The sequence below is a fragment of the Methylomonas aurea genome (assembly GCF_024505045.1).
Taxonomy (GTDB): domain Bacteria; phylum Pseudomonadota; class Gammaproteobacteria; order Methylococcales; family Methylomonadaceae; genus Methylomonas; species Methylomonas aurea.
Window position 1 is genome coordinate 47646 of the sequence record NZ_JANIBM010000024.1, and the last position, 23714, is coordinate 71359.

A 23714-nucleotide genomic window follows, 5' to 3' on the forward strand; every position below is an offset into this window, starting at 1 on the left:
ATTCAAATGGTAAGCATTCGTTTGTCCAGAGGCGGCGCAAAGAATCGTCCTTTTTATCATGTTGTCGTAACCGACAGCAGAAGCAGCCGTGATGGCCGCTATATCGAGCGGGTCGGTTTTTTTAACCCGTTGGCGCGTGGCGGAGAGCAACGTTTGGTTTTGGATACTGAGCGGGTTCAATATTGGAAAGCCAATGGTGCTCAGCCGACCGACCGCGTTGCCAGACTGATCAAAGACGCTGCCAAAGCCGCCGCGTAACGCTTAAACCTTGCAGTCAGGGGAGTATCTGAACGTCGGACAAATATCCGGCGTTTTTGGTGTAAAGGGCTGGGTAAAAGTGTTTTCTTTTACCGATCCCCGCGAAAATATCCTGAAATATTCGCCATGGCTGTTACAAAAAAACGGCCAACGCCATGAATTGAAAGTCGTTGGCGGTCGCCGCCAAGGCAATTTGATTGTTGCCCAGCTGGAAAATATTGGCGACAGAGATGCTGCCGCCGAGTGGATGGGCTCGGAAATTTTGATTCGCAAGCAGCAATTGCCTGAGCCTGAAGCGGGTGAATTCTACTGGGCCGATTTGATAGGCCTATCAGTAGAAAACCAAGCAGGCTACAGGTTAGGTAGCGTCGATCATTTGCTCGAGACCGGAGCAAACGACGTATTGGTCGTCGTCGACGGCCAAACCGAACGGCTAATACCGTTTCTGCAACCTGCTACGATTTTGAAAGTCGACTTGGCTGCCGGGTTGATCGTCGCCGATTGGGACCCCGATTTTTAGGCCGACATGCATTTCGATGTTGTGAGCCTTTTTCCGGACATGGTTTTCGGCGCGGCCGGCTATGGTGTGACCGGTAAAGCCATAGAAAAAGGTTTGGTTGGTTTATCGGTTTGGAATCCGCGCGATTACGCGCACGACCGGCACAAAACGGTGGATGACAGGCCATACGGCGGTGGTCCCGGCATGGTAATGAAGTACCAGCCCTTGTTGGATGCGGTAAACGATGCAAAACGCAGTCTGCCGGCTGACGACGCCAAAGTCGTTTATTTGAGCCCCCAAGGGCGCCTGATAACGCAGCCCCTGTTGCAGGAAGCCAGCTTGAGTCGACGCTTAATTCTGGTTGCCGGACGCTACGAGGGTGTTGACGAACGTTTTATCGAAAGCGTGTGCGACGATGAATGGTCGCTCGGCGATTACGTAATCAGCGGCGGCGAACTGGCGGCGTTGATTGTGATAGATGCAATTAGCCGTTTGATACCTGGAGTGCTTGGGGATGAAGAGTCGGCCAAGCAGGATTCCCATGCCGATGGCTTATTGGATTGTCCGCATTACACGCGTCCGGAACGAGGCGAACTTGGCGATGTTCCCGAGGTGTTACTGGGCGGCAACCATGCGGCAATCCGGCGTTGGCGAATGAAGCAAGCCTTGGGCAGAACTTGGTTACGGCGGCCGGATTTGCTGGAAAAACTGAAATTGACCGCAGAGCAGGATGCTTTGCTGAAAGAATTTAGAAACGAAGTTGTTTAATAGGGTGTGGTTATGAGTAAAATTATCGAAGAATTGGAAGCGGAACAGCTGAAAAAAGACGTCCCTGAATTCGGTCCGGGCGATACCGTGGTTGTTCAAGTCAGGGTGACCGAAGGTAGCCGCGAGCGATTGCAGGCTTTTGAAGGCATCGTTATCGCCAAGCGTAATCGCGGTTTGAACTCCGCATTTACCGTCAGAAAAATTTCCCACGGCGTGGGTGTCGAGCGTGTGTTTCAGACCCACAGCCCAGCGGTTGGCAGCATCGAAGTCAAACGCCGCGGCGATGTGCGCCGTGCCAAGTTGTATTATCTGCGCGATCTGGCCGGTAAAGCCGCGCGGATTAAAGAAAGACTTTCTTAAGCCGTTGCTATCCGATTGCTGGCAATCGGATCGGTTGCAGAAAAGGCGGCTACCAAGCCGCCTTTTTTTTGCCGTCCATTTCGAGTGAACCATGACCTTGCACATTGTTTGGCAGTCAATTGCAAACGGGGAGCCTTGCAAAATAGGCGTTCCTGTGTTCGATGTCGAATTGGCGTTAACCCTGCGCGGTTCGGTTATCGTCGACGCCTCCTGGTGTTTGGAGCCGCTTGCGGCGAGCAAAGATACCACCTGTCTAGCGCAGCGGGTTCAGCAATATCTGCTGGATCCCGACGGCACCGAATTGCAGCTCGAATTATTAAGCCAGGGTAGCGAGTTTAGCAACAGTGTCTGGCATGCCTTGTCGGCAATACCGGTCGGCCGGACTTTAACTTATGCCGAGTTGGCAAAACGTTTGGACTCGGCGCCTCGTGCCGTTGCTGCGGGTTGTAGACGGAATCCCTATGCCGGCATTATTCCTTGCCACCGTGTCGTCGCCAGTAACGGAATTGGCGGATTTATGGGCCAAGCCGATGGCGAATTCGTCGCGTTAAAAAGCCGGTTGCTCGATTACGAAAGCCGTTTGTGCGATTCGAAACTATGAATTCGGCCCAGACCATAGAAGCTTTCTTGAATGCGTTGTGGTTGGAATTCGGTTTGAGCGATAACACGCTGGCCGCCTACGGCAGCGACTTGAAACAATTTGCCGCGTGGTTGAAGCATAAGGAATTGCCGGCGGCAGACGATAGCGATGTCCGCGCCTTTCTGGCCAGCCAACGGCAAGCCGGTATTTCGAGCCGCTCGACGGCGCGCAAATTATCTTGTTTGAAACGGTTCTACGGTTATTTGTTGCGTGAGGCAACGATCGCCGCCGACCCGACCCAATTGGTGGACGCGCCGCAATTAGGCCGGTATTTGCCGGGTTCGTTGTCCGAGAACGATGTTGAAGCATTGCTGCAAGCTCCTGAAATCGCGAACAATCTGGGGTTTCGGGATAGAGCCATGCTGGAGATCTTGTATGCGACCGGGCTGCGCGTGTCAGAACTGGTTGGTTTGAGTTTTTCGCAGATCAATTTTCGCCAGGGATGTTTGCGGGTTATCGGCAAAGGCGATAAAGAGCGTTTAGTCCCGGTCGGCGAAGAAGCGATGGATTGGGTGGAGCGTTACATCAGCGGCGCCAGGCAGGCGTTATTGGGCGGGCGGCAAAGCGATTATTTATTCGTTACCGCACGCGGCGGTGCCATGACACGGCAAGCTTTTTGGCATATTATCAAACGTTATGCCAAGCAGGCGGGGATCGATAAACAGTTGTCGCCGCATACCCTGCGCCATGCCTTTGCGACGCACTTGTTGAACCACGGTGCCGATTTACGCGTGGTGCAGTTGTTGCTCGGCCATTCCGATCTGTCGACGACGCAGATTTATACGCATATCGCTCAGCAGCGCTTGAAAGAACTTCATCGCCAACACCATCCCAGAGGTTAAACATGACTAATTTGATCCATCCAACGGCCTACGTCGAAAGCGGCGCGATTTTAGCGGAAAACGTCTGCGTCGGACCGTTTGCGGTGGTCGAAGCCGGCGCTCGTATCGGTTCCGGAAGTCGAATCGGCGCTCATGCCGTAGTGCATGCTCAAGTCAAAATGGGGGCGGATAACATTTTGCATCCTCATGCGGTGCTGGGTGGGTTGCCGCAAGATACCGGCTTCCGTGCCGAGACCGAATCATGGTTGGAAATCGGCGATGGTAATGTGTTTCGGGAGGGCTTCACCGCCCACAGAGCCACAAAGCCCGGCGCGGCCACTGTAATCGGATCAGGCTGCTACTTCATGAATAACAGCCACGTCGCTCACGATTGTCGGATTGGCGATAAAACCATTTTCGCTAACAATGTCGCGATTGGCGGCCACGTGGAGGTTGGGTCTAACGTATTCATGGGCGGCGCCGTGGTGGTCCACCAGTTTTGCCGGGTCGGAGCGTACGCCATTGTGCAGGGTACGACCGGCATCAATATGGATGTGATACCGTTCACGTTGATTGGTGGCCGACCGGCCAAGCATTACCGGTTGAATATCGTCGGCTTGCGGCGTGCTGGTATCGTCGGCGATCGATACAAAGTGCTTTCCGCCGCATTCCGATTGCTCAGAAATAAAAAAAGCCTTGACGAATTGCAATCTACCGAAGAACTGCAATACTTAAAAGATTGGTTGGCGGCCGATTCGAAGCGCGGAATGCACGGATTCATGTCGATATCGTCAACCGATAACGAGTAAAGGGAGTTAGGCCCGTTGCGAACCTCCATTGGACCGGTTGAGTAACAAACTCGGCGCCTACATCGGCACAACGCTAGTACTAATCGCCATGAAAATACACGTAATCGACAATGCCGGACAAATCGAGCCGTTGCTGCTGATGGCCGAAGCCGAAGTGGCGTTTTATATCGACGAAATACAGGCACTAAATGCCGCGGAACTGGATAAGCCCGGGCTGATTTTGTTGAATTATTCGCTACGCGGCGCAGATACCGCGGAATACACCGGATTGTTGCTAAACGCCAGTCCGGCCAGCAATATCGTGATTATCGGGGAGGATCTAGCGAACGATATAGTGGTGAACTGCATCATGGCCGGCGCTAAGGGCTACCAAAACAGCGGCAGCCTTGCGGTTTATATCAATCGCATGATTCGGGCTGTCGCCGCCGGTGAAGCTTGGTTGAGTCGCAAACTCGTTGCCAGTTTATTGGATGCCGTCCATAAAAACTATGCCGGCCAGGATGTGTTGTAAATCAATAGTGTAAACCTACCTCGAAGTAAAACGTCTGGCCACTGATTGGTAGGTTATTAGGATAGCTGGCAGTGGCCGGTTCCGTGCCGCGAGCATCCAGCAAATTGCGGGCAGAGGCTGTCAAATCCAGATACCCCAGCAATTTTTTCGCGTTCAGCGTCAGATCCACCGTTTCGTAATCTTTTAACTGTCTGCTATCGCCGGGGTTGCTCAGCCTGTGGCCGATCCAGTTGATCTGGGTCTGAATTTGCCATTTCGGTAAAAAATTCCAGGCCAATGCCGAATACACATGGTGTTCCGGAACGTTGCTGACTCGAGTGTGGGTCGCCTCGTTGCGGGCAAACTGCCAGGCATAGTTGCCGCGTAAATTCCAATCCGGCAGAAATTTCCAATCCCACTCGAACTCGCTGCCGTAGCCGTCCTGGCCGGAAGTGTTTTGCTCGGTCAACGTGGCCGAACTGGCGATCGGGCCGCTGATCAGGTCGTGGATTTCATAATGGTACAAATTCAATGCCGTTCTGAGCGTTTTGCTCGGATGATAATCGAACGCCAATTCCGTGGTGGCGATGGTTTCCGGACTCAAACTCGGATTGCCTAGAAATAGCGTGCTGTTTTGTTGGTATTGCTCCAAAAAGCTCGGCGCCCGGTAAGCTTGGCCGTAAAGCAATTTGCTGGTGAATTGTTCGTTGACATCCCAAACCAGCGCTGCCCTAGGGTTTAGCGTGCTGCCGAAGTCGGAATAGTGGTCGAAACGCAAGCCGGTCGTCAAATGCCAATCAGTGGCGAATTGCCATTCGTCTTGAAACGCGGCGGACCAGATGTCGCGGTGGTGGTCGTCCAGAAAAGTGAAAGGCGTCCCCGTCAGATTTTGCGGCGGACCGCCGAGATTGGTAATGCCGACACCGTAATTACGGGCTTCCCGGGTGTTGAGTTCCTCGTAGCGGAAGCCGGCGATCATCCTGATGATATGGTTGGAAAAACCTTTATATATGCTGGTGAGTTCGAAACTGGGTACCGTGTTTTTGAAACCGGCAACGAAACGTAAGCCGTTCGGAAACGGCACGAAGGCGTTAATCAAAGCCGGTTGGCCGGTGACGTTGCCACTGGCATCCAGCGGCAGGATAGATCCCGGCGGAAAGCCGTAGATGTCGGCCGCAACATCGGTATGCAAGAAGCTGGCGTGGGCTTGCAATTCCCAATCCTGGATATCATCCTCGGTAGAATAACGAATGTCTGCAAGATAGTTGCTGCCGTTGCCTTTGCCTTTATTGTCCAATGCGCCGAAAGCGCCCGATCTAAAGCTGTAATCCGATTCGTTAAAGGCCCAGAATCCCAAGTCCCAGTGTTTGCGTTGCAGATTCAGATGGCCGTTCCAGCGTTTGTTTTGGGTCTGCATCGGTCCCGGCGCCAGTGACGCGTGCGTAGCGAGCAGTTGGTCGATCTGGCTTTGCGCGTCCGCTTGGATAATCCGGTCCGGGTCGGCGCCGTTGTGGCTGTACTGCAAGCTACCGGCCACGTCCCAACCCTGCCATTTGCCGCCGTATTGGCCCCAGGCGCTTTTGGTATCGGCATTGCCGCCGCGCGCGCCGACGTTGAATCCATCGATATCGGCGGCTTTTTTGGTGACAATATTGATTACGCCGGCAAAGGCGTCGGCGCCATAAAGTGCCGAACCGGGGCCGCGAATTACTTCGACGCGCTGGATGTTTTCCACCGGCATGATCATGCCGGCCATGTGCGTACCTTGGTAAGGTACCGAAAAACGGGTGCCGTTGATCATCAGCAACACCTCGGAATTGGTTTCGTTGCGGATGCCGCGCATGGTATAGCTGTAATCGTTGGTCACCGGTTGGATCGTGACGTGCATGCCGGGCACGGTTTCCAGCACTTCGTGCAATTCGGTGGCGCCCATCGCCGCAATTTGTTCGGCGGTGATGACACTGGTCACGGCTGCGGACTGGGCGATGGGTCTGGACGTGCCCGAGGCGATCGCTACCGAGATATTGGCCAACTCCGCCGGCGACATATCCAGCAATTCGTTCAGGCTTTGCTCCGCCTGCGCTGCCTGGCCGATCAACGTCAGCCACAAACCCGGTTTGAACAGCCGTTTCCTTAAAACACCCGACATAAGTAATCTCATAGTTCCCGTAAAGGCACCGGCTTGGCGATGCCGTAACCTTGTGCGTAATTGACGCCCAGGGTTTGCAGTAGATCAAAGATAGACTCGTTTTCGACAAACTCGGCAATTGTTTTCTTGCCCATCACGTGGGCGACTTCGTTGATCGACTTGACCATGGTCAGATCCACCCGGTCTTCCAGGATATCTTTGACGAATAAGCCGTCGATTTTCAGATAATCGACCGGCAGGTTTTTCAAATAAGCGAACGACGATAAGCCGCTGCCGAAATCGTCCAGCGAGAACGAACAACCTTTGCCGCGCAGCGACTCCATGAATTGTCGAGCGTAGGACAGGTTGCTGATCGCCGCGGTCTCGGTGATCTCGAAACAGATCTTCTCGGTCGGGATCCGCCATTTTTGGAATTGTTCGCCGATGAATCCGAGCATGGTTTGGTCGGATAGCGACAGGCCGGACAGATTGACCGAACACATTTCCAGGCGGCGCAGTAAATCGGGCGTGGTTGCCAAATACTCGAACAAGGTGGCGATGACCCAGCGGTCCAACGGCGGTGCCATGTTGTAGCGTTCCGCGGCGGGTAAAAACGCGCCCGGAGGGATGATTTTGCCCTGGTCGTCGCGGTAGCGGATCAGCGTTTCGAAATGCAAGGCCTCGTGGTTATGGGTCACCGGCACGATCAATTGGCCGAATAGCTGGAAGCGGTTTTGTTCGATACCCAGCCGAATTTTTTCCACCCATTGCATTTCGCCCTGGCGCAAGGTCAATTCCTCGTCGTCCGGGCTGAACACGTGCACCCGGTTGCGGCCTTTCTCCTTCGCGGCATAGCAGGCGGCGTCGGCTTCTTTCAGCACGTCCACCGCGTTGCCGCTGGAGCGGTTGATCGGCGCCACGCCGATACTGACGCCGATGCTGAAACTACGGTTTTCCCAGGCGAACTGAAAATCGCAAATCGCGTTGCGCAGTTTTTCGCCGGTGACCACGGCCTGCTCCAGCGAGCAATAAGACATCAGGATGCCGAACTCGTCGCCGCCCAGCCGCGCCAGGATATCCATCTTCCGCACCTGTTGCCGCAACACTTCACCGAGTTGCCGCAGCAGTTCGTCGCCGGCCAAATGGCCGCAGGTGTCGTTGACGATTTTGAACTGGTCCAGGTCGAGGTAACACAGGACATGGTTGCTATTGTCGGCTTGGGCCTGTAGTACCAGGTTCTGAATATGGATATCGAATTGGCGGCGGTTGACTAGGCCGGTCAATTCGTCGTGGCTGGCCTGATAGGCGATTTTTTCCGACAGCCGGCGGGTTTCGGTAATGTCTTCGCACACCAGCAGTAAATGCGGCAGATTGTTTTCGTCCTTGACTAGGCGTGCGGTTTCTCTGACCCAAATCGTATTGCCGTTGCGGCAGACGATACGGCTTTCCAATTTGTGCACCTGTTCTGGATGGTTGCGGCATATTTGCAGAAATTGATTGCAATTGCCGAGGTCCTCCGGATGGGCGAAGTTGAATATCGAGCAGCCTTGCAATTCTTCGACGCCCAGCCCCAATTGGCGGGCGCCGAAACGGTTTACCGAGATAATCTGCCCCTCCATGTCCAAGTTGAATACCATGGTCGGGTTATTGTCGTACAGTGCCTGGTAATTGTTCTTGACGCTGACCAGCGCCTTGTTCTGCGTTTCGACCGTGTCCAGCATGTCGTTGAAGGCATCCACCAGGATGCCCATTTCGTCGCTGCTGTGCTTCTCGGCCCGCAACGAATAATCGTGGCCGCGGCTGACTTTTTGCGCGGTACGCGCCAACTGGGCGATCGGTTTGGCCACCCGGTTCAGTAGCGGCGCGGTCAGCAGAAAAGTAATGAACAGCGCGACGAACAGCACCAGCAGCACCACGCCGACGAATTGCAATTCCCGCCAGAACGCGGTGCTCAGGTCGGACGACAAATACACTGCGCCGATGGTCTCGTCGTCCAGCAGCATCGGCTGGTAGACATATAACGACAATTCGTCGAAGTGGGTGCGCAGACCTTGCAGGCCGGCCGGACAATCGGTCGTAGGCTTGTCCAGTGCGGTAAACAGGCCGCCCTCTTTGTCGTAAACGCAGGCGCTGCGCAGATCGGGCAGATTGGCCAATGAAGCCAGGTTTTCCTTGGCGAGATTGGCATCGTCGAACATTACCGCCGCGATACTGCGATTGGCGATCAGGCCGGCGACGGCCAGCAGGTCGTCCAGAGCCTTGCGTTTGACCTCGTTGATGTTGATAGCTACCAGAATCACCAAAGCCAACAGCATCGAAAACAGGCTGGAGGTGATTGCGATCGCGAACAGTTTGGACTTGATCGACAGTTGGGCGAAGAACTTACTCAACTTCGCCCCCTTCGACCAGCGTGGCGACTTCGATCAGTTTGGCGCTTACGGTCAGGCCGTTTTTTTTCAGCGCCTTCAGATTGATGTGCAATTTGACTTTAGCGTCGTCCAATACGAAGCCGATCATGCCGCCGGATTCGGCAAAAAACGGCTGACTGCTGACCGTCAACGCGGTTTTCAACGAGCCCACGGTTAATACGCCGGCCAGCGGCTGCTCGGGGCGTTGGTCCGGATTGTCGAAATAGGCGATGTCGCAATCGCGCGCTTGCTTGGCCGAGTCGTAACGGATCAGCTTGATCGGTTTATCCTGTACCGTTTTGGATTCCAGCGGATCGAGCAAGTGGCCGAACGGATCGTTGCCGATGATGCAGATGTTGAAGGTTGGACTGGCTTTGGCCGGCCAAGTAATGAACTTGGTGAAATTGTAAAGGTAAGCCCCTTTGACCTTGTATTCCAATTCGTTATCTTCGGCCTGTGCTTTGGGGGCTGTGCACCAACATAAAACGGTCCAGCCGAACGCGACGCAAATGCGCCGCAAGGGCCGAGCCTCAGCAAAGGAAAAAACGGAAACCAAGTTATTGCCTGCCGGAAAAAATCATCTGGCAAGAATAGTTGAAAAATCACTGGCTGCAGAAAAAAGCCCGCAACGCCCGAATCATGTAGCCGTGGTCCAACACGCCGGCGCTTTCGCGGACGCTGTGCATGGCCCACATCGGCGATCCGACATCCACGCCGCGCACGCCCAGTTTGGCCGACGCGATCGGGCCGATCGTGCTGCCGCAGGGCAGGTCGCCACGGTGGGCATACTTTTGGTAGGGGACGTCCGCCTCCCGGCAAAAACGGATGAATTCCGCTTCGGACAGGCATTCGGAGGCATAACGGTGGTTAACGTTGATCTTGATGGCCGGGCCGCGGTTGACGATCACTTTGTGGCCGGGTTCGTACGCACCGGGAAAACCGGGTTGATAAGCGTGTGCCATATCGGCGCTAACCATGAAACTGTGGGCCAAGGCCCGGCGATAGCCGTCGGCCCGGTCGCAGCAACAGGCGGCGACGCGTTCCAGCACATCGGACAAAAAGCTGCCGGCTGCACCTTTGCAACTTTCGCTGCCGATCTCTTCGTGGTCGAAAAAGGCGCAGACCAACGTGTTGCCGCCGTTCAGCACCGTATCGTCCAGAATCGCGCTCAAACCGGCGTGGCAGGATGCTAAGTTATCCAACTGGCTGTCAGCATAAAATAAGCGGTCGTTGCCCCAGAATGCGCCCTTCTGCGTGTCGTAAACGTTTAATTCCCAACTTATCAGGCTGTCGGCATCGATGCCGGCGGCGCCGGCCAGCAACTGGCGAAAATAGTCTGCGGGCAATTGGTCGGCGGCGCTGGCCAAAACCAAGGCCAATTCGTTTTGCTTCTGCAGTTTCAGGCCGTCTTCGTTGACGCCGCGGTTCATATGGATCGCCAGATTAGGCAGGCGCAGCAGTGGCTGGTCGAAGCGCAGCAAACGGCTGTCGATCCTGCCATTCGGGCGGCTGAAAGCAATACGGCCGGCCAGGCTGAGATCGCGGTCGGTAAAGGTTGCCAGGATCGGCCCACCGTAAATCTCGACCGCCAAGCGCTGGATTTGGTCGGACTCCAAGACCGGTTGCGGCTTGACTCGCAGTCCCGGCGAGTCGGTGTGGGCGCCCAGCAACTTGAAGCCGTTGCTAGCCAAATCCAGCCGTCCCGCCACGAATGCCACAATCGACGAATCGTCGCGGATCACGTAATAGCGGCCGCCGGCCGCCAGACTCCAGGCGTCTCCCTCGTGCAGGCGCTGGAACTGAAATGCCTGCAAACGTTGCTCGATGCTGGTCACTGCGTGCCAGGGGCTGGGGCTGGCGTCGATAAAATCCAGCAAATCCTGTACTTGCCGATGTGCGTTCATGTTTTCTTGTCCAGGGTTAGCGCCACCGAATTGATGCAATAGCGCAGGCCGGTCGGTAGCGGACCGTCTTCGAACACATGGCCGAGATGGGCGCCGCAAGAATGGCAGGTGACTTCGGTGCGGCGCATGCCGTGGCTGGTATCGAGGTGCTCGTCCAGGCTATCGGCTTGCAGTGGATTCCAAAAGCTGGGCCAGCCGCAGCCGGAGTGGAACTTATGCTCGGAGTCGAACAAGGCTGCACCGCAGCAGACGCAACGGTAGATGCCGGTTTCCTCGCAATCGGTGTATTTGCCGGTGAACGGCGGCTCGGTACCTTTTTCGCGGCAAACGCGATATTGCTCCGGTGTCAGTTTTTTCCGCCAGAATTGTTCGGGATCGTGTGAGTCGGTCATGATGGCCATCCATATCAGTGGGTGTCGGCGGCCATTGTACTCAGTCCGGCCGGGCAGCTGAAGCGGGCGAAATATTTCGGTTGATAATGTTAGAGAATTCTAATATTCTTTGGTCACATGATTTTGCGGCGTAGAACAACAATAATTCGATAATCAAACCTCAATATCGTGTTCATCTGAATATCAGCGAGGAGAATGTCATGGCAAGAATCGTAGTGTTAGGTGCAGGTATCGGTGGTGTGCCGATGGCTTACGAAATGAAGGAAACCGTTGGCAAACAGCATGAAGTGGTGGTGATTTCCGATTCGCCAACCTTCCATTTCGTGCCGTCCAACCCGTGGGTGCCGCCGAAATGGCGTAAACCGGAAGATTTGAAAATCGAATTGGCGCCGGTGATGGCGAAAAAAGGCATCACCTTTATCCAGAAGGCCGCTACCAAAGTCGATCCGCTAAACAACAAAGTCGATCTGGCCGACGGCAGTTCGGTCGAATACGATTATTTGGTTATCGCCACCGGTCCGCGACTGGCCTTCGACGAAGTGCCCGGTTTGGGGCCGCATGGCGGGCATACCTCGTCGGTTTGCCACGTCGACCACGCCGCGTTGGCCGCCGAAGATTGGGACCGCTTCATGGCCGATCCGGGGCCGATCGTGATCGGCGCGGTGCAAGGCGCTTCCTGTTTCGGTCCGGCCTATGAATACATGATGATCATCGAAACCGAATTAAGGAAACGTAAAATCCGCGACAAGGTGCCGATGACTTTCGTCACTTCCGAACCTTACATCGGCCACTTGGGCCTGGGCGGCGTCGGCGATACCAAAGGCTTGTTGGAAAGCGCGCTACGCGATAAGACCATCAAATGGATTACCAACGCCAAAGTGGACAAGATCGAAGCCGGCATGATGTACGTCACGGAAGTCGACGACGACGGCAACGAGAAGAAGAAGCACGAACTGCCGTTCAAGCATTCGATGATGCTGCCGGCCTTCACCGGAGTCGATGCGGTACGCAATAGCGGCGCGGAAGGCCTGACCAATCCGCGCGGCTTCGTCATAGTCGACGAGCACCAACGTAACCCGACCTATAAGAACATTTATTCGGTCGGCGTCTGCGTCGCCTTGCCGCCGGTCGAAAAAACTCCGGTGCCGGTCGGTACCCCGAAAACCGGTTACATGATCGAATCGATGGTGACGGCGACCGCCCACAACATCCGCGACGAACTGGCTGGCCTGCAGCCGTCCGACAAGCCGAGTTTGAGCGCGTTGTGTTTGGCCGACCTGGGCGATACCGGCGTGGCGTTTCTGGCGGTACCGCAAATCCCGCCGCGCAATACGACCTGGTCCAACCACGGCAAATGGGTACACCTAGCCAAAATAGCCTTTGAAAAATACTTCATGCGCAAAATCAGAAAAGGTATTAGCGAGCCGTTCTACGAGCGGATGATGTTGAAATTTATGGGCGTGGTGCGCCTGAAATAGGAGGTGCTTATGTCTATCGATCGTTTGGTGATGGCGTTTGCCGGTTCGTTTATTCTGGCCAGCCTGGCCTTGGCGCATTGGCATTCGCCGAATTGGTTATGGTTTACCGCCTTTGTCGGTGCCAATTTGGTGCAGGCGTCGTTCACCGGCTTTTGCCCGTTGGCAATCATTCTGAAAAAGTTCGGCGTAAAACCCGGCTGCGCGTTTTAGTTTGTTCCCTCTAGCCTAACCGCCGTCCTATGGCGGTTAGGTCTTTTTACCGCTCCCGATCGAAAAAAATTTCGGCGCGAGCGCTCTTGAAGTTTCCTCCGCCGCCCCTAAATTCTCGGTGTCCGGGCCTTGCAGCTCGGTTAAAACCTGTTTCTTTCAAAGACATAACTTGAATTGGGGAGAAAAAGCTATGAGAGTCGAATATACGCCGATTTACCGTCCCAACTTGGGTTTGGGCCAATGGGCCGCAATGCTGGACGGCATTTTGCAAAGCGATCGGCCGAATCACGATTATCCGGCCTTCGATATCGAAGCGGTTGGCGATAACCAGTTTGCGATCAGTTTGGCGGTACCGGGTTTCAGTCCGGAGCAGTTGCAGATAGAAACCGAAAACAACGTGCTGACCGTCAAAGGCGAGAAGCCGCAAGACGCCGAAAAACGGCGCTTCCTGCACCAAGGCATCTACAGCCGCAATTTCGAGCGGCGCTTCAATCTGGCCGAGCACACCGAGGTCAGCGGCGCCCATTACCGCGACGGGTTGCTGACCGTCAGGCTGGTTAAGCGAATTCCGGAGGCGATGAAACCGCGGCGCATCGAGATCGATAGCGTAGGCCAAGTTCTTCATCCGAATCAAGCGACGTTGCCGATCGCCTGAGCCGAACGGTAATGACTACGGGACCGATGGAATCCGCTGTCTGCGGGCGGAGCCAGCATCCGCCGGAAACCGCCGGGGCCAACCCGAGCCGGCAGTTGGCGTTACCCTACGAAGAATGGAAACTGCTGTCGTTCTACGAGAAATTCGAGCAATGCGTGGCTCTGGTGCTGGTCGCGCTGATTTCGCTGGTGATCGTCAGCGCTTTGTACCGTCTGGCGCTCAAAGTATTCGCCACGGTGCTCGAGGCTGCCGATCCCACCTATCCCGGCGTGTTTCAGGCTTTGTTCGGCATGATCATGACTTTGCTGATTGCGATGGAATTCAAACACTCTATATTGCGCGTCGTCGCCCGCCGCGACAGCATCATCCAGGTCAAAACGGTGATCCTGATCGCGATCCTGGCCATCAGCCGCAAATTCATCATTCTGGATACCAAGCATCTGGTGGCCGCCGACATTGCCGCGTTGTCCGGCGCTTTGTTGGTGCTGGGTTGCGTCTACTGGCTGATGCGCGAGCGCGACGACCGCGTCCAGCGCTGACGGTCAATCGCCGATGCGTTCGCCGCAATACTTGCAATGCGCCGCGTCGAAATCGTGCCCGGCTGCGCCGCAGTTGCGGCAGGCGCGGTTGTCCAGGCCTCGGTTATTGCGGCTGTTGATCAATTCGGCGCTGTAGATGCCGGTCGGTACGGCGATGATGCCGTAACCCATGATCATGATGGCCGATGCGATCAACTGCCCCAAGGCCGTTTTCGGGGCAATATCGCCGTAACCGACGGTCGTGATCGTGACAATGGCCCAATACACCGCTTTCGGAATGCTGGTAAAGCCGGCTTGCGGTCCTTCCACCACATACATCAGCGCGCCGAAGACGACGACCAGCGTCAACACTGCATACAGAAATACCGTGATTTTGCGCAGGCTATTGGCTAAGGCTACGGCCAGTACATTGGCTTCGTCGAGATACTCGGAAAGCTTCAAAATCCGAAAAATCCGCAGCAGCCGCAATACGCGCAGCGTCAGCATGTAGCCGGCGCCGGGCAGCAGCAAACCCAGATAGGCCGGTAGAATCGACAACAAGTCGATAATGCCGAAAAAACTGCGGATATACAGCCAAGGCCGGCGCACGCACACCAGCCGCAGTAAATATTCCAGCGTGAACAAAGCCGTGAATGCCCACTCCGCCCGGAACAGCGCGTCCGCGTAACGCTGTTGGATCTCGGCTACGCTGTCCAGCATCACGACGCCGATGCTGAGTAGGATGGCAACGATCAGCAAGAGGTCGAAAGTCCGGCCGGCGGCGGTTTCCGAGCCGAAAATGATTTGGTTCAAGGCCTCCCGCCACGGCGACAGGGCTTGGCCTTGGTTATAGCGGTGCGGATTGCGGTTCGGTCTCATCGGCGGCGTGCAGGATGGTTATGCGATAGGCGCAAGTATAAGCGCGTCGAACGCGGACGCCACTTTGTCTGGTCGCAATCGCCGATTGTCGGGTTTGCTACAAAAAAAATCCGCACAAGTCTTTGAAAAATACGGTTTTAGTAGTTGGCACACCGGTTGCAATAAGTTCTACAAAAAACTTGGGGTTGTGCCATGAAATCGACCAAAGACATTGCCGAAATGCTGGACGAACCGGCATGCGAGCATAACAAGAAGGAAAAATCCGGCTGCGCCAAACCCAAACCCGGCTCCGCCGCCGGCGGCTGCGCCTTCGACGGCGCCCAAATCGCCTTGTTACCGATTGCCGACGTCGCTCATATCGTGCACGGCCCGATCGCCTGTGCCGGCAGTTCCTGGGACAACCGCGGCACCCGTTCGTCCGGCCCGGACCTGTACCGGATCGGCATGACTACCGACTTGACCGAGCAGGACATCGTCATGGGCCGCTCGGAAAAACGCCTGTTCCATGCCATCAAGCAAGCGGTGGAAACCTTTAATCCGCCGGCGGTATTCATCTACAACACCTGCGTGCCGGCCCTGGTCGGCGACGACATCAATGCCACCTGCAAAGAAGCCACCGAGCGCTGGGGCGTACCGGTCGTGCCGATCGACGCCGCCGGCTTTTACGGTACCAAAAACCTGGGCAACCGCATCGCCGCCGATGCGATGATCAAATACGTGGTCGGCACCCGCGACCCCGATCCGTTGCCGCCGGCCGCAATCGAAGCGGAGAAAGCCGGCATCAAAATCCACGATGTCAATCTGGTCGGCGAATACAACATCGCCGGCGAATTCTGGCACGTATTGCCGCTGCTGGACGAAATGGGCTTGCGCGTGTTGTGCACCTTGTCCGGCGACGCCCGCTTCCGCGAAGTGCAAACCATGCACAAGGCCGAAGTCAATATGATGGTTTGCTCCAAAGCCATGATCAACGTGGCGCGCAAATTGGAGCAGCAATACGGGATACCCTGGTTCGAAGGCAGTTTCTACGGCATTACCGATACCAGCCAGGCCCTGCGCGATTTCGCCCGCGTCATTAATGATCCGGATTTGACCGCCCGTACCGAAGCCATCATCGCCCGCGAGGAAAACCGGATCCGCGAAGCCTTGGCACCGTGGCGCGAACGCCTGAAAGGCAAACGGGTACTGTTGTTTACCGGCGGCGTCAAGAGCTGGTCGGTGATTTCGGCGCTGCAAGATTTGGGTATGGTCGTGGTCGCCACCGGTACCAAGAAATCCACCGAAGAAGACAAAGCCCGGATTCGCGAACTGATGGGCGAAGACACCTTGATGATCGAAGACGGCAGCCCGAAAGCCTTGCTGAAAGTCGTGCGCGACTACAAGGCCGACATTCTGATCGCCGGCGGCCGCAATATGTACACCGCCTTGAAAGCGCGGATTCCGTTCCTGGACATCAATCAGGAACGCGAATTCGGCTACGAAGGCTACCAAGGCATGCTGGAACTGGTCCGGCAATTGGCTTTGACGCTGGAAAGCCCGGTCTGGGAAGCGGTCAGGGCGCCGGCGCCGTGGAAGGCGGCGGCCAAGGTTGCCAAAGCCTCGGAACAGGCGATGCTGTTCGCCGAGCCCGTCGCCGCTTAACCGGGGTATTTCGCCATGGCCGAAATTCTGAAACGCAACAAAGCCCTGTCGGTCAGTCCTCTGAAAGCCAGCCAACCCACCGGCGGCTCGTTGGCTTGCCTGGGTTTCGACCGGGCGATCCCGATGCTGCACGGCTCGCAAGGCTGCACCGCGTTTGCCAAGGTGTTTTTCGTGCGCCATTTCCGCGAACCGATTCCGTTGCAAACCACGGCGATGGATCAGGCCAGTTCGGTGCTGGGCGCCGACGAGAACGTGATCGAAGGCATCAAGATCATTGCCGAGAAATCCAATCCGGCTCTGATTGCGGTATTGACCACCGGCTTGGCCGAAACCCAGGGTTGCGATGTGCAGCGTAACCTGCGCGAATTTCGCGCCAAATATCCCGAATACGACCATGTCGCGGTCGTAGTGGTCAACACGCCCGACTTTACCGGTTGCGTCGAAACCGGCTATGCAGCGACGCTGACCGAAATCGTACGCAGCTTGGTGCCGGATGCCGAGGAGGCCGGCACCAAGCCCGGAGCCCGCCAGCGCCAGGTCAACGTCCTGGTCAGTCCGATGCTGACTCCCGGTGATTTGGAAGCTTTGCGCGATCTGATCGAGCAATTCAATTTACGGCCGGTGCTGGTGCCGGACATCTCCGATTCGCTGGACGGCAGTTTGACCGACGACGATTTTTCGCCGGTGACGATAGGCGGTACCCCGGTGTCGGAGCTGAAGACGCTGGGCGAAGCCCGCGCCACGCTGGTGATCGGCGCGTCGCTGCGCAAAGCCGGCGAACTGTTGCAGGAAAAAACCGGCGTTCCCAGCCATTTCTTCGACCATCTCTATGGTCTGCAAGCCAACGATGCCTTGATTTGCGCGTTGGCCGACATCAGCGAAATGCCGGTACCGGGCAGGATCGAACGGCAGCGGGCGCAATTGCAGGATGCAATGCTGGATACCCATTTCATGCTCGGCCAATTGCGGGTGGCGATTGCCGGCGATCCGGATCAACTGAACGCGTTGGCGCATCTGGTCACCGGCATGGGCGCCGAAGTGGTTGCGGCGGTTGCGGCCGGCAACGCGCCGGTGCTGGCGACGACGCCGGTCGCCAGCGTCAAGATCGGCGACCTCGAAGATTTGGAAAACCTGGCTCGAGAAGGCAAGGCGCAATTGTTGATAGGTAACTCGCATGCGGTTGCCAGTGCCGAACGTTTGGGCATTCCGATTCTGCGGGTCGGCTTTCCGTTGTACGACATCATCGGCGGCTACCAGAAAACCTGGATCGGCTACCGCGGCTCTCGCCAAACTCTGTTCGATCTGGCCAATCTGGTGATCAATTTCGCCCACGAGGACATCGAACCGTACTACTCGCCGTACGCGCAGAAGCCGGAAAACGAACGCCAAGCCTGCTCGCCGTCATGTCATTAGCACGCCGCATGCAGGTATTGCATGCCCCAGACCAGAGGATGCCTATGGAAACCGCCATTAAAGTCGCTTTTGCCACCACCGACATGGTTCACGTCAACCAGCATTTCGGTTCCGCCAGATCGTTTGCGGTCTATGCCGTGGACCCGGAGCAGTCGGAGATGCTGGAAGCGGCCCAGTTCGGCGAACTGGCGCAGGATGGTAACGAAGACAAATTGTCGGTGAAGATTCAATTGCTGGAGGGTTGCGCGGCGGTCTACTGCCAGGCCATCGGCGCCTCGGCGATCAAGCAGATCGTGGCCCAAGGCATCCAGCCGATCAAGGTCCAGGAAGGTGCCACCATCAAGGATTTGATCGGCGACTTGCAACACGAAATGAAAGCCGGCCCGTCGACTTGGCTAGCCAAGGCCATCAACCAGCATAAAGGACCGAATCCCGACCGGTTTAATGCGATGGAGGATGAGGGGTGGGATGAATAGTGCTGATGCTTAGCGTGGGCACAGGTTTTGTGCCCACCCCGAAAACAGGTTTTGTGTCGCTATCGCGACGGATTGGTTAGAAGTCGGGTCTCGGCCCGACAGCCGAGATACTTTTCTTTGCTTGTCCAAAGAAAAGTATCCAAAAGAAAAGACACCCGGAAGCCGCTTTTTTCCTGCGCTCCGTGGCGTTTATCGAGGGTCGGCAGAACGGGCTTCCCAGCCCCTCCGCCGCCGCGCCGCATCCTTGCGGCGCCCCATCGGGCTGATCTCGATAAACGCCACGGATGCTCGGTGCGGCATACGGGGGAACGGCTTGGCGATAGTAGAAGCCGTAGAAAAGATTTGATACTTAAATATAGGAGAACCACCATGTCCCAACCCGCACTTGTCGTCGAAGCCGGCGATCCACTGATGACTTCGGACATCGTCGTCGAAATGCTGAAGCAGCTTCGGGCGATGGATACCTACGATACCTACGAAGGCTGGTCGGAAGAGAAAATCATCGATCCGCTCATCATGACCAAGGAACGTAAACGCGAGATTCCTATCGTTGGCGATCCGGACGAGATCACGTTGGCCCGGGTCAAGGCCTATTACAACGCGATTGCCTCGCTGGTGGAAAAACGCACCGGTTTGATGGCGGTGCCGGTGATCAACATCACCCACGAAGGTTTCGGCCGGGCGCTGGTGCTGGTCGGCAAATTGATCGCGGTCGATAAAGTCTTGCGCGACGTGCACCGCTTCGGTTTCGGCAGTTTGGAGGAGTTGAACGAGAAAACCGACAAGATTTTGGACAAAGCCGTGGGCTTGATCGAGCAATACAAAGAAGTGGCCGAAGCTTGAGGTGAATTATGAGCGACGAAGACATTAAAGCCCTGGAAAAAGAAGTGAAGAAAACCAAACGCCTGGCCAACGAGGCGGCGTCGGTACTTCACGATCTGATCGAAGACCGGTTGCCCGATGCCTACGGCGAACTGATGGGCGTGGCGCAAGCCACCTACGATGCCTGCAAGGCCTGGGACGAAGCCAACAAGAAATTCTTGGCGGCCAGCGCCACTTCAGCCTAGGAGGAACGATGAGCGAATTTGTAACCGGCGTTACCTTCGGCGGCACCGTCTGGACGCCGTCCTACGTGACCGATATCAACCAGCGCGCCTGCATCGGCTGCGGCCGTTGCTTCAAGGTTTGTCCACGCGACGTGTTCGATCTGGTCGAGAAAGACGAGGCGTTGGCCGATGCGGCTGACGACGACTACGAAGATTTCGAGGACGACGACAACAGTATGGTGATGAGCCTGAAAAACGCCGCCGACTGTATCGGTTGCGAAGCCTGCTCCAAGGTTTGTCCGAAGGATTGTTTTACCCATCAGCATAAGGTTGCGGCTTGATTTTTAGCTTTTGAGTCGCGGCTGATTGTTGGGTGGGGACGGATTTTATGTCCTTAGCGGCGACCCGGATGCCGCTTTGATCCTGCGCGCAGTTTTTTTGCGGGATTCGCCCGAAGGGGAGCGGCAGGGATGCCTCTCGTTGGCGAAGGGGCAGGAAGCCCCTTTCGCCAACCCCTGCAAAAAACGCGACGCGCAGGATAAGGGCGAAATCCGGATGTCGTTTCTTTTGGATACTTTCTTTTGGCGACGCACAAATTCGTTTGGAACGAATTTGAACAGCCAAAGGCTGGCCCGATAGGGCGAAAACCAAGGATGGTTTTCGTAGCGAAAGTATCTCGGCTGTCGGTCCGAGAACCGACATTCAAATTCACGTCGCGATAGCGACACCAATTTTTTTATCTTAAAAAAGGAAAGCTATCATGCCACGCCCCGAAAAACACGTATTCGTCTGTACTCAAGCCCGTCCGCAAGGCCATCCGCGCGGGTCCTGCTCGGCCAGCGGTTGCGCCGAGGTGATGAATGAATTCATGAACCAGATCCAGGCCCGGAATCTGTTCGAGAAAATCGGCCTGACCAACACCGGCTGCATGGGGCCTTGCACGCTGGGCCCGAGCGTGCTGGTCTATCCGGAAGGCGTCATGTACGGCAAAGTTACCAAAGACGACGTCAAGACCATCATCGACCAGCATTTGTTGGGCGGTGCGCCGGTCGAGGCGCTGCAAGTGCCGGCCGAGGTTTGGTAGGCCATGGCCGGAGTGGCGTTTCTGGAAGAGCGGGTGCTGTTCAGCCCGGATGTGCCCGAGGCGGTGAACAAGCTGCTGCAAATGGCCGTGGCGGCCAGCCATGCCGATAAACCGCTGGCGGAAAAGTATTTCCAGCAGGCGCAACAGCTCGATCCGGCCTGCCTGCAGACCTATTTCGCGCTGTACAAATTTTATTTCTACCAGGGCCATCTGGCCGAGGCCGAGCGCGAAGCCTTGGCGGCGTTGGCGGAATCGGCGCGCCAAGGCGGGTTTCCCGCCGATTACCGGCAATTGGCGGCCGAATCCGAGCAGTGGGATATGTACGCCAGCGACGTCTGCCTGTTTTACCTGTACAGTTTGAAAGCGCTGGGCTTCATCCGCCTGCGTCTGCAATTGGAGGACGAGGCCCGGCTGGTGCTGGCGGTGCTGCGGCAACTGGATCCGCTGGACCGTTCCGGCGGTTCGGTGATCATGCACTTGGCCGAGGCCTTGGCGGAGGATGCGGCATGAGCGAAGAATTGCAACAACAAGTTGAAGCCAAACGCAGCTTCGGTAAGGCGGTATGCCAGCGCATGACCGAGAATATCGTCAAGCTGGGTTTTCCGCTGCAGACCGATCTGAGTTTGCCGGACTTCGACGCCGCGGTTTTCAGTCTGGTCACCGATCCGTTCACCCAAAGCCGGGATTTGGTGGGATATTGGTACAACGCCGGCAAACAGCGCATCGGCCAGATCAAATTCCACGGCGACGGTAGTTTTTACGCCGAATACGACGTGGTCAAGCCGCACCCGACCAAGAAGCTCTGGTTCGTCGAGGCCATCAACGCCTGGGGCCGGCAGGACAACATCAAAACCGAAGCAAAATTGTTGGAAACTCCGCAATAAGGAGGCGCTATGGCTAATCCCAAACGCTTGTACGAATTGCTGTTGGACTATTGCAGCAGCGATGCTGTCGTGGACAATCTGATGATCGGCCTGGTCTGGACCGTATGCCAAAGCCAGGGCAAGGCCACGGCCGGTCTGGCGATGAGCCCCGGCCTCGCCACGCGCACCTTGACCTGGTCGGGGACCTTGGTCGGCAAGCCGGTCACCGATCTGGCGGCCTGGATTACCGAATGGGATCCGTTCAAGGCCACCGTGGCGATGGCGGCGATCAACAGTTGCATCAACGCCCGGCCGCTGCCGGAATCGGTGGCGCTGGATTGCCACGGCGAACACGCCAATCTGGCGGTGTTCGATTATTTTCTGCCGCAATTGCAAGGGAAGCACGTGGTGGTAATCGGCCGCTATCCCGGCATCGAACGCTACCAGGACAAAATGTTGCTGACGGTGCTGGAGCGGCAGCCGACGGCGTCCGATCTGCCCGACTCGGCGTGCGAGTTCTTGCTACCGCAGGCCGATTGGGTGTTTCTGACCGGCAGCAGCATCACCAACAAGACCTTCCCGCGCCTGACCGAACTGGCCGCCCATGCCACCACGGTTTTGATGGGGCCGACCGTGCCCTGGTTGCCGCAATTGCACGAGTTCGGCATCGATTATCTGGCCGGCGTCGAAGTCGTCGACCCGCAAGCGCTGTACCACACCGCGGCCCAGGGCGGCGGGGTACGGATTTTCCATAACGGCTTGCGCTACCGGATTGCCGATCTGGCGCCGCAACGCAGCATCAGTTGGCTGAAGCAGCAAATCGCCGATTGTTTTGCCGAAAAGTCGCAACTGACCACAGCGATGCAGCAATGGTACGACGCCGGCAACAAAGCGCGATTTCCGCAGTATTCGCTGCTCGACCAATTGAACAGCCGTTTGTCGCGCTTGGATACCAGTTTTAAATCGTTATGGGACAACTATGCCGCCGGATAAAGCATGACCTTGGCTGTACCGGAACAATTCGAGCGGCACCGGTTGTTGCTGTTATACAAGGGCGATATCAGTGCTTTGACTTTATTCGCCCAGCAAGCCAACGGTAGCGTTTGTTTTCCGCAACCGCTGCCGGCGCTGTCGACCGCGTTGGACCAAGACGGCGGCGAAGCGGCCGGGTTGACCGTGCATCCGGCGACGCTGGTCAATGCAATCAACAAGTTGCTGGGTTTCGAGGCCGATTTGTTGCAGGCCGAGGCCGGCTACAAACAGTCGGTCGACACGCCCGGCGGCATCGTCACCGTCTACATCGCCCGCTTTAAACTGCTCGATCCGCCGCACCGGTTGATGCAAAGCCTGGATTGCCGGATGCGCACCTTACCCGAACTGCGCGGCCGGCCGCCGGCCGAGATGGAATTGCTGCGCCGCGCCTATGAAACGATGATGGAGGGTTAGCGTGTTCGATTACATGGATTTTGGCTTGGATGCCGGCGAGGATAGCGGCGCAGCGTTCCCGGCCAACGCCGGCCCGTATATTCCGGAGGCGCAGGATTGCATGCGCTGCGGCATGTGCGTGACCGGCTGCCCGACCTACCGTTTGACCCAAACCGACGCCGAAACCCCTCGCCAGCGGATTCGCAGCATCGAAAAAGTGTTGCGCGACGAAGCGCTCAGCGCCGAGGAACGCGGCCATCTGGATAACTGCCTGCAATGCCGGGCTTGCGAGACCGTGTGTCCGAGCCGGATGAAATACGGCGAACTGTTCGACCTGGCGCGGCACAAACTGACGCAATTGCAGCCGCCGTCCTGGCTTGCCGGATTGGCGCTGCGTCTGATCGAACATAAAAACTGGCGGCGCAGCTTGTTGCCGTTGGTTACCTTGTATTTGCGTTCGGGTCTGCAAAAGCCGTTACGGGCGAGCGGCCTGTTGCAAAAACTGAATCTGGCGGCCGCCGAGCGCCTAGTCTGCGAGCCGGCGCTCGG

The 23714-nt window shown here is 56.5% G+C and carries 31 protein-coding genes; 24 read left to right on the forward strand and 7 right to left on the reverse strand.

Going from position 1 to position 23714, the window contains the following annotated elements:
* Window positions 1–6: 6 nt before the first annotated feature.
* The 8 genes from rpsP (at window position 7) to NP603_RS15550 (ending at window position 4666) form a co-directional block, all read left to right on the forward strand.
* On the forward strand, window positions 7–258 hold the full coding sequence (rpsP, locus tag NP603_RS15515; RefSeq protein WP_256611841.1) for a 30S ribosomal protein S16: 252 nt from the start codon (window positions 7–9) through the stop codon (window positions 256–258).
* Between the two features lie 10 nt (window positions 259–268).
* Complete coding sequence (gene rimM / locus NP603_RS15520; RefSeq protein ID WP_256611842.1) at window positions 269–778, forward strand: ribosome maturation factor RimM; 510 nt, start codon at window positions 269–271, stop codon at window positions 776–778.
* Window positions 779–784: 6 nt separating this feature from the next.
* Complete coding sequence (gene trmD / locus NP603_RS15525) at window positions 785–1525, forward strand: tRNA (guanosine(37)-N1)-methyltransferase TrmD (RefSeq protein WP_256611843.1); 741 nt, start codon at window positions 785–787, stop codon at window positions 1523–1525.
* A gap of 12 nt (window positions 1526–1537) precedes the next feature.
* The gene (gene rplS, locus NP603_RS15530) at window positions 1538–1885 is read left to right on the forward strand and encodes a 50S ribosomal protein L19 (RefSeq protein ID WP_054759399.1); all 348 of its coding nucleotides are present in this window, start codon (window positions 1538–1540) and stop codon (window positions 1883–1885) included.
* Between the two features lie 154 nt (window positions 1886–2039).
* The gene (locus NP603_RS15535) at window positions 2040–2486 is read left to right on the forward strand and encodes a methylated-DNA--[protein]-cysteine S-methyltransferase (protein ID WP_256611844.1); all 447 of its coding nucleotides are present in this window, start codon (window positions 2040–2042) and stop codon (window positions 2484–2486) included.
* Window positions 2483–3367, forward strand: coding sequence for a site-specific tyrosine recombinase XerD (gene xerD, locus NP603_RS15540; protein ID WP_256611878.1), 885 nt, complete (start codon window positions 2483–2485; stop codon window positions 3365–3367). Before NP603_RS15535 ends, xerD begins: the two co-directional genes overlap by 4 nt.
* Before the next feature lie 2 nt (window positions 3368–3369).
* Window positions 3370–4155: an acyl-ACP--UDP-N-acetylglucosamine O-acyltransferase gene (gene lpxA, locus NP603_RS15545; protein WP_256611845.1), complete on the forward strand. Its 786-nt coding sequence runs from the start codon at window positions 3370–3372 to the stop codon at window positions 4153–4155.
* A gap of 88 nt (window positions 4156–4243) precedes the next feature.
* Window positions 4244–4666 (forward strand): response regulator, encoded by a 423-nt coding sequence (locus NP603_RS15550; protein WP_256611846.1) that lies wholly within the window; start codon window positions 4244–4246, stop codon window positions 4664–4666.
* 1 nt (window position 4667) lies between these two features.
* Here the strand turns inward: NP603_RS15550 and NP603_RS15555 are convergent, their stop codons facing one another.
* The 5 genes from NP603_RS15555 to msrB form a co-directional block, all read right to left on the reverse strand.
* Complete coding sequence (locus tag NP603_RS15555; RefSeq protein WP_256611848.1) at window positions 4668–6794, reverse strand: TonB-dependent receptor plug domain-containing protein; 2127 nt, start codon at window positions 6792–6794, stop codon at window positions 4668–4670.
* Between the two features lie 8 nt (window positions 6795–6802).
* On the reverse strand, window positions 6803–9163 hold the full coding sequence (locus NP603_RS15560) for an EAL domain-containing protein (RefSeq protein ID WP_256611849.1): 2361 nt from the start codon (window positions 9161–9163) through the stop codon (window positions 6803–6805).
* On the reverse strand, window positions 9156–9701 hold the full coding sequence (locus NP603_RS15565) for a YfiR family protein (protein WP_256611850.1): 546 nt from the start codon (window positions 9699–9701) through the stop codon (window positions 9156–9158). Before NP603_RS15565 ends, NP603_RS15560 begins: the two co-directional genes overlap by 8 nt.
* Window positions 9702–9783: 82 nt before the next feature.
* Complete coding sequence (locus tag NP603_RS15570) at window positions 9784–11085, reverse strand: M18 family aminopeptidase (protein ID WP_256611851.1); 1302 nt, start codon at window positions 11083–11085, stop codon at window positions 9784–9786.
* On the reverse strand, window positions 11082–11477 hold the full coding sequence (gene msrB / locus NP603_RS15575; RefSeq protein ID WP_256611852.1) for a peptide-methionine (R)-S-oxide reductase MsrB: 396 nt from the start codon (window positions 11475–11477) through the stop codon (window positions 11082–11084). Before msrB ends, NP603_RS15570 begins: the two co-directional genes overlap by 4 nt.
* A gap of 200 nt (window positions 11478–11677) precedes the next feature.
* Between msrB and NP603_RS15580 the strand changes: the two genes are divergently transcribed.
* The 4 genes from NP603_RS15580 (at window position 11678) to NP603_RS15595 (ending at window position 14359) form a co-directional block, all read left to right on the forward strand.
* On the forward strand, window positions 11678–12955 hold the full coding sequence (locus NP603_RS15580) for an NAD(P)/FAD-dependent oxidoreductase (RefSeq protein ID WP_256611853.1): 1278 nt from the start codon (window positions 11678–11680) through the stop codon (window positions 12953–12955).
* Between the two features lie 9 nt (window positions 12956–12964).
* A complete protein-coding gene (locus NP603_RS15585; RefSeq protein ID WP_256611856.1) occupies window positions 12965–13165 on the forward strand; it encodes a YgaP family membrane protein in 201 nt (66 codons plus the stop codon).
* A 190-nt stretch (window positions 13166–13355) separates the two neighbouring features.
* The gene (locus NP603_RS15590; RefSeq protein ID WP_256611858.1) at window positions 13356–13820 is read left to right on the forward strand and encodes an Hsp20 family protein; all 465 of its coding nucleotides are present in this window, start codon (window positions 13356–13358) and stop codon (window positions 13818–13820) included.
* 11 nt (window positions 13821–13831) lie between these two features.
* Window positions 13832–14359 carry a phosphate-starvation-inducible PsiE family protein gene (locus tag NP603_RS15595; protein ID WP_371928880.1) on the forward strand — a complete coding sequence of 176 codons (528 nt, stop codon included), beginning with the start codon at window positions 13832–13834 and terminating at the stop codon, window positions 14357–14359.
* A 3-nt stretch (window positions 14360–14362) separates the two neighbouring features.
* Here the strand turns inward: NP603_RS15595 and NP603_RS15600 are convergent, their stop codons facing one another.
* Complete coding sequence (locus NP603_RS15600; protein ID WP_256611859.1) at window positions 14363–15217, reverse strand: ion transporter; 855 nt, start codon at window positions 15215–15217, stop codon at window positions 14363–14365.
* Between the two features lie 192 nt (window positions 15218–15409).
* Here NP603_RS15600 and nifE point away from each other — a divergent pair, with 192 nt between their 5' ends.
* The 6 genes from nifE to fdxB all read left to right on the forward strand — a co-directional run bounded on the left by nifE (window position 15410) and on the right by fdxB (window position 20134).
* Window positions 15410–16858 (forward strand): nitrogenase iron-molybdenum cofactor biosynthesis protein NifE, encoded by a 1449-nt coding sequence (nifE, locus tag NP603_RS15605; RefSeq protein WP_256611860.1) that lies wholly within the window; start codon window positions 15410–15412, stop codon window positions 16856–16858.
* A gap of 15 nt (window positions 16859–16873) precedes the next feature.
* Window positions 16874–18271 (forward strand): nitrogenase iron-molybdenum cofactor biosynthesis protein NifN, encoded by a 1398-nt coding sequence (nifN, locus tag NP603_RS15610; protein WP_256611861.1) that lies wholly within the window; start codon window positions 16874–16876, stop codon window positions 18269–18271.
* 44 nt (window positions 18272–18315) lie between these two features.
* Window positions 18316–18747: a nitrogen fixation protein NifX gene (gene nifX / locus NP603_RS15615; protein WP_256611862.1), complete on the forward strand. Its 432-nt coding sequence runs from the start codon at window positions 18316–18318 to the stop codon at window positions 18745–18747.
* A gap of 369 nt (window positions 18748–19116) precedes the next feature.
* Window positions 19117–19590, forward strand: coding sequence for a NifX-associated nitrogen fixation protein (locus NP603_RS15620; protein ID WP_256611863.1), 474 nt, complete (start codon window positions 19117–19119; stop codon window positions 19588–19590).
* Window positions 19591–19598: 8 nt separating this feature from the next.
* Window positions 19599–19814 (forward strand): CCE_0567 family metalloprotein, encoded by a 216-nt coding sequence (locus tag NP603_RS15625; RefSeq protein WP_256611864.1) that lies wholly within the window; start codon window positions 19599–19601, stop codon window positions 19812–19814.
* 8 nt (window positions 19815–19822) lie between these two features.
* A complete protein-coding gene (fdxB, locus tag NP603_RS15630; protein ID WP_256611865.1) occupies window positions 19823–20134 on the forward strand; it encodes a ferredoxin III, nif-specific in 312 nt (103 codons plus the stop codon).
* Here fdxB and NP603_RS15635 read toward each other — a convergent pair.
* Complete coding sequence (locus NP603_RS15635; RefSeq protein ID WP_256611866.1) at window positions 20106–20495, reverse strand: hypothetical protein; 390 nt, start codon at window positions 20493–20495, stop codon at window positions 20106–20108. The two genes, fdxB and NP603_RS15635, sit on opposite strands and share 29 nt — an antisense overlap.
* 58 nt (window positions 20496–20553) lie before the next feature.
* Here NP603_RS15635 and NP603_RS15640 point away from each other — a divergent pair, with 58 nt between their 5' ends.
* The 6 genes from NP603_RS15640 to NP603_RS15665 all read left to right on the forward strand — a co-directional run.
* Window positions 20554–20877 (forward strand): (2Fe-2S) ferredoxin domain-containing protein, encoded by a 324-nt coding sequence (locus NP603_RS15640; RefSeq protein ID WP_256611867.1) that lies wholly within the window; start codon window positions 20554–20556, stop codon window positions 20875–20877.
* A 3-nt stretch (window positions 20878–20880) separates the two neighbouring features.
* Window positions 20881–21387 (forward strand): hypothetical protein, encoded by a 507-nt coding sequence (locus tag NP603_RS15645; RefSeq protein WP_256611868.1) that lies wholly within the window; start codon window positions 20881–20883, stop codon window positions 21385–21387.
* Entirely contained in the window at window positions 21384–21761 is a 378-nt protein-coding gene (locus NP603_RS15650; RefSeq protein WP_140911756.1) for a hypothetical protein, read from the forward strand. The genes NP603_RS15645 and NP603_RS15650 overlap by 4 nt, the downstream gene beginning before the upstream one ends.
* A gap of 9 nt (window positions 21762–21770) precedes the next feature.
* Complete coding sequence (locus tag NP603_RS15655) at window positions 21771–22733, forward strand: DUF364 domain-containing protein (protein WP_256611869.1); 963 nt, start codon at window positions 21771–21773, stop codon at window positions 22731–22733.
* A gap of 3 nt (window positions 22734–22736) precedes the next feature.
* Window positions 22737–23186 carry a hypothetical protein gene (locus NP603_RS15660; protein WP_256611870.1) on the forward strand — a complete coding sequence of 150 codons (450 nt, stop codon included), beginning with the start codon at window positions 22737–22739 and terminating at the stop codon, window positions 23184–23186.
* A gap of 1 nt (window position 23187) precedes the next feature.
* Window positions 23188–23714: 4Fe-4S dicluster domain-containing protein (locus NP603_RS15665; protein WP_256611871.1), on the forward strand; the 527-nt coding region annotated here is incomplete at its 3' end.

Bases quoted from the DNA above. Each gene is read 5' to 3' on its own strand.
- rpsP (WP_256611841.1), top strand. From the start codon at position 7: ATGGTAAGCATTCGTTTGTCCAGAGGCGGCGCAAAGAATCGTCCTTTT.
- trmD (WP_256611843.1), top strand. From the start codon at position 785: ATGCATTTCGATGTTGTGAGCCTTTTTCCGGACATGGTTTTCGGCGCG.
- rplS (WP_054759399.1), top strand. From the start codon at position 1,538: ATGAGTAAAATTATCGAAGAATTGGAAGCGGAACAGCTGAAAAAAGAC.
- xerD (WP_256611878.1), top strand. From the start codon at position 2,483: ATGAATTCGGCCCAGACCATAGAAGCTTTCTTGAATGCGTTGTGGTTG.
- lpxA (WP_256611845.1), top strand. From the start codon at position 3,370: ATGACTAATTTGATCCATCCAACGGCCTACGTCGAAAGCGGCGCGATT.
- NP603_RS15550 (WP_256611846.1), top strand. From the start codon at position 4,244: ATGAAAATACACGTAATCGACAATGCCGGACAAATCGAGCCGTTGCTG.
- NP603_RS15555 (WP_256611848.1), bottom strand. From the start codon at position 6,794: ATGTCGGGTGTTTTAAGGAAACGGCTGTTCAAACCGGGTTTGTGGCTG.
- NP603_RS15570 (WP_256611851.1), bottom strand. From the start codon at position 11,085: ATGAACGCACATCGGCAAGTACAGGATTTGCTGGATTTTATCGACGCC.
- msrB (WP_256611852.1), bottom strand. From the start codon at position 11,477: ATGACCGACTCACACGATCCCGAACAATTCTGGCGGAAAAAACTGACA.
- NP603_RS15580 (WP_256611853.1), top strand. From the start codon at position 11,678: ATGGCAAGAATCGTAGTGTTAGGTGCAGGTATCGGTGGTGTGCCGATG.
- NP603_RS15585 (WP_256611856.1), top strand. From the start codon at position 12,965: ATGTCTATCGATCGTTTGGTGATGGCGTTTGCCGGTTCGTTTATTCTG.
- NP603_RS15590 (WP_256611858.1), top strand. From the start codon at position 13,356: ATGAGAGTCGAATATACGCCGATTTACCGTCCCAACTTGGGTTTGGGC.
- NP603_RS15595 (WP_371928880.1), top strand. From the start codon at position 13,832: ATGACTACGGGACCGATGGAATCCGCTGTCTGCGGGCGGAGCCAGCAT.
- NP603_RS15600 (WP_256611859.1), bottom strand. From the start codon at position 15,217: ATGAGACCGAACCGCAATCCGCACCGCTATAACCAAGGCCAAGCCCTG.
- nifE (WP_256611860.1), top strand. From the start codon at position 15,410: ATGAAATCGACCAAAGACATTGCCGAAATGCTGGACGAACCGGCATGC.
- nifN (WP_256611861.1), top strand. From the start codon at position 16,874: ATGGCCGAAATTCTGAAACGCAACAAAGCCCTGTCGGTCAGTCCTCTG.
- nifX (WP_256611862.1), top strand. From the start codon at position 18,316: ATGGAAACCGCCATTAAAGTCGCTTTTGCCACCACCGACATGGTTCAC.
- NP603_RS15620 (WP_256611863.1), top strand. From the start codon at position 19,117: ATGTCCCAACCCGCACTTGTCGTCGAAGCCGGCGATCCACTGATGACT.
- NP603_RS15625 (WP_256611864.1), top strand. From the start codon at position 19,599: ATGAGCGACGAAGACATTAAAGCCCTGGAAAAAGAAGTGAAGAAAACC.
- fdxB (WP_256611865.1), top strand. From the start codon at position 19,823: ATGAGCGAATTTGTAACCGGCGTTACCTTCGGCGGCACCGTCTGGACG.
- NP603_RS15635 (WP_256611866.1), bottom strand. From the start codon at position 20,495: ATGTCGGTTCTCGGACCGACAGCCGAGATACTTTCGCTACGAAAACCA.
- NP603_RS15640 (WP_256611867.1), top strand. From the start codon at position 20,554: ATGCCACGCCCCGAAAAACACGTATTCGTCTGTACTCAAGCCCGTCCG.
- NP603_RS15645 (WP_256611868.1), top strand. From the start codon at position 20,881: ATGGCCGGAGTGGCGTTTCTGGAAGAGCGGGTGCTGTTCAGCCCGGAT.
- NP603_RS15650 (WP_140911756.1), top strand. From the start codon at position 21,384: ATGAGCGAAGAATTGCAACAACAAGTTGAAGCCAAACGCAGCTTCGGT.
- NP603_RS15655 (WP_256611869.1), top strand. From the start codon at position 21,771: ATGGCTAATCCCAAACGCTTGTACGAATTGCTGTTGGACTATTGCAGC.
- NP603_RS15660 (WP_256611870.1), top strand. From the start codon at position 22,737: ATGACCTTGGCTGTACCGGAACAATTCGAGCGGCACCGGTTGTTGCTG.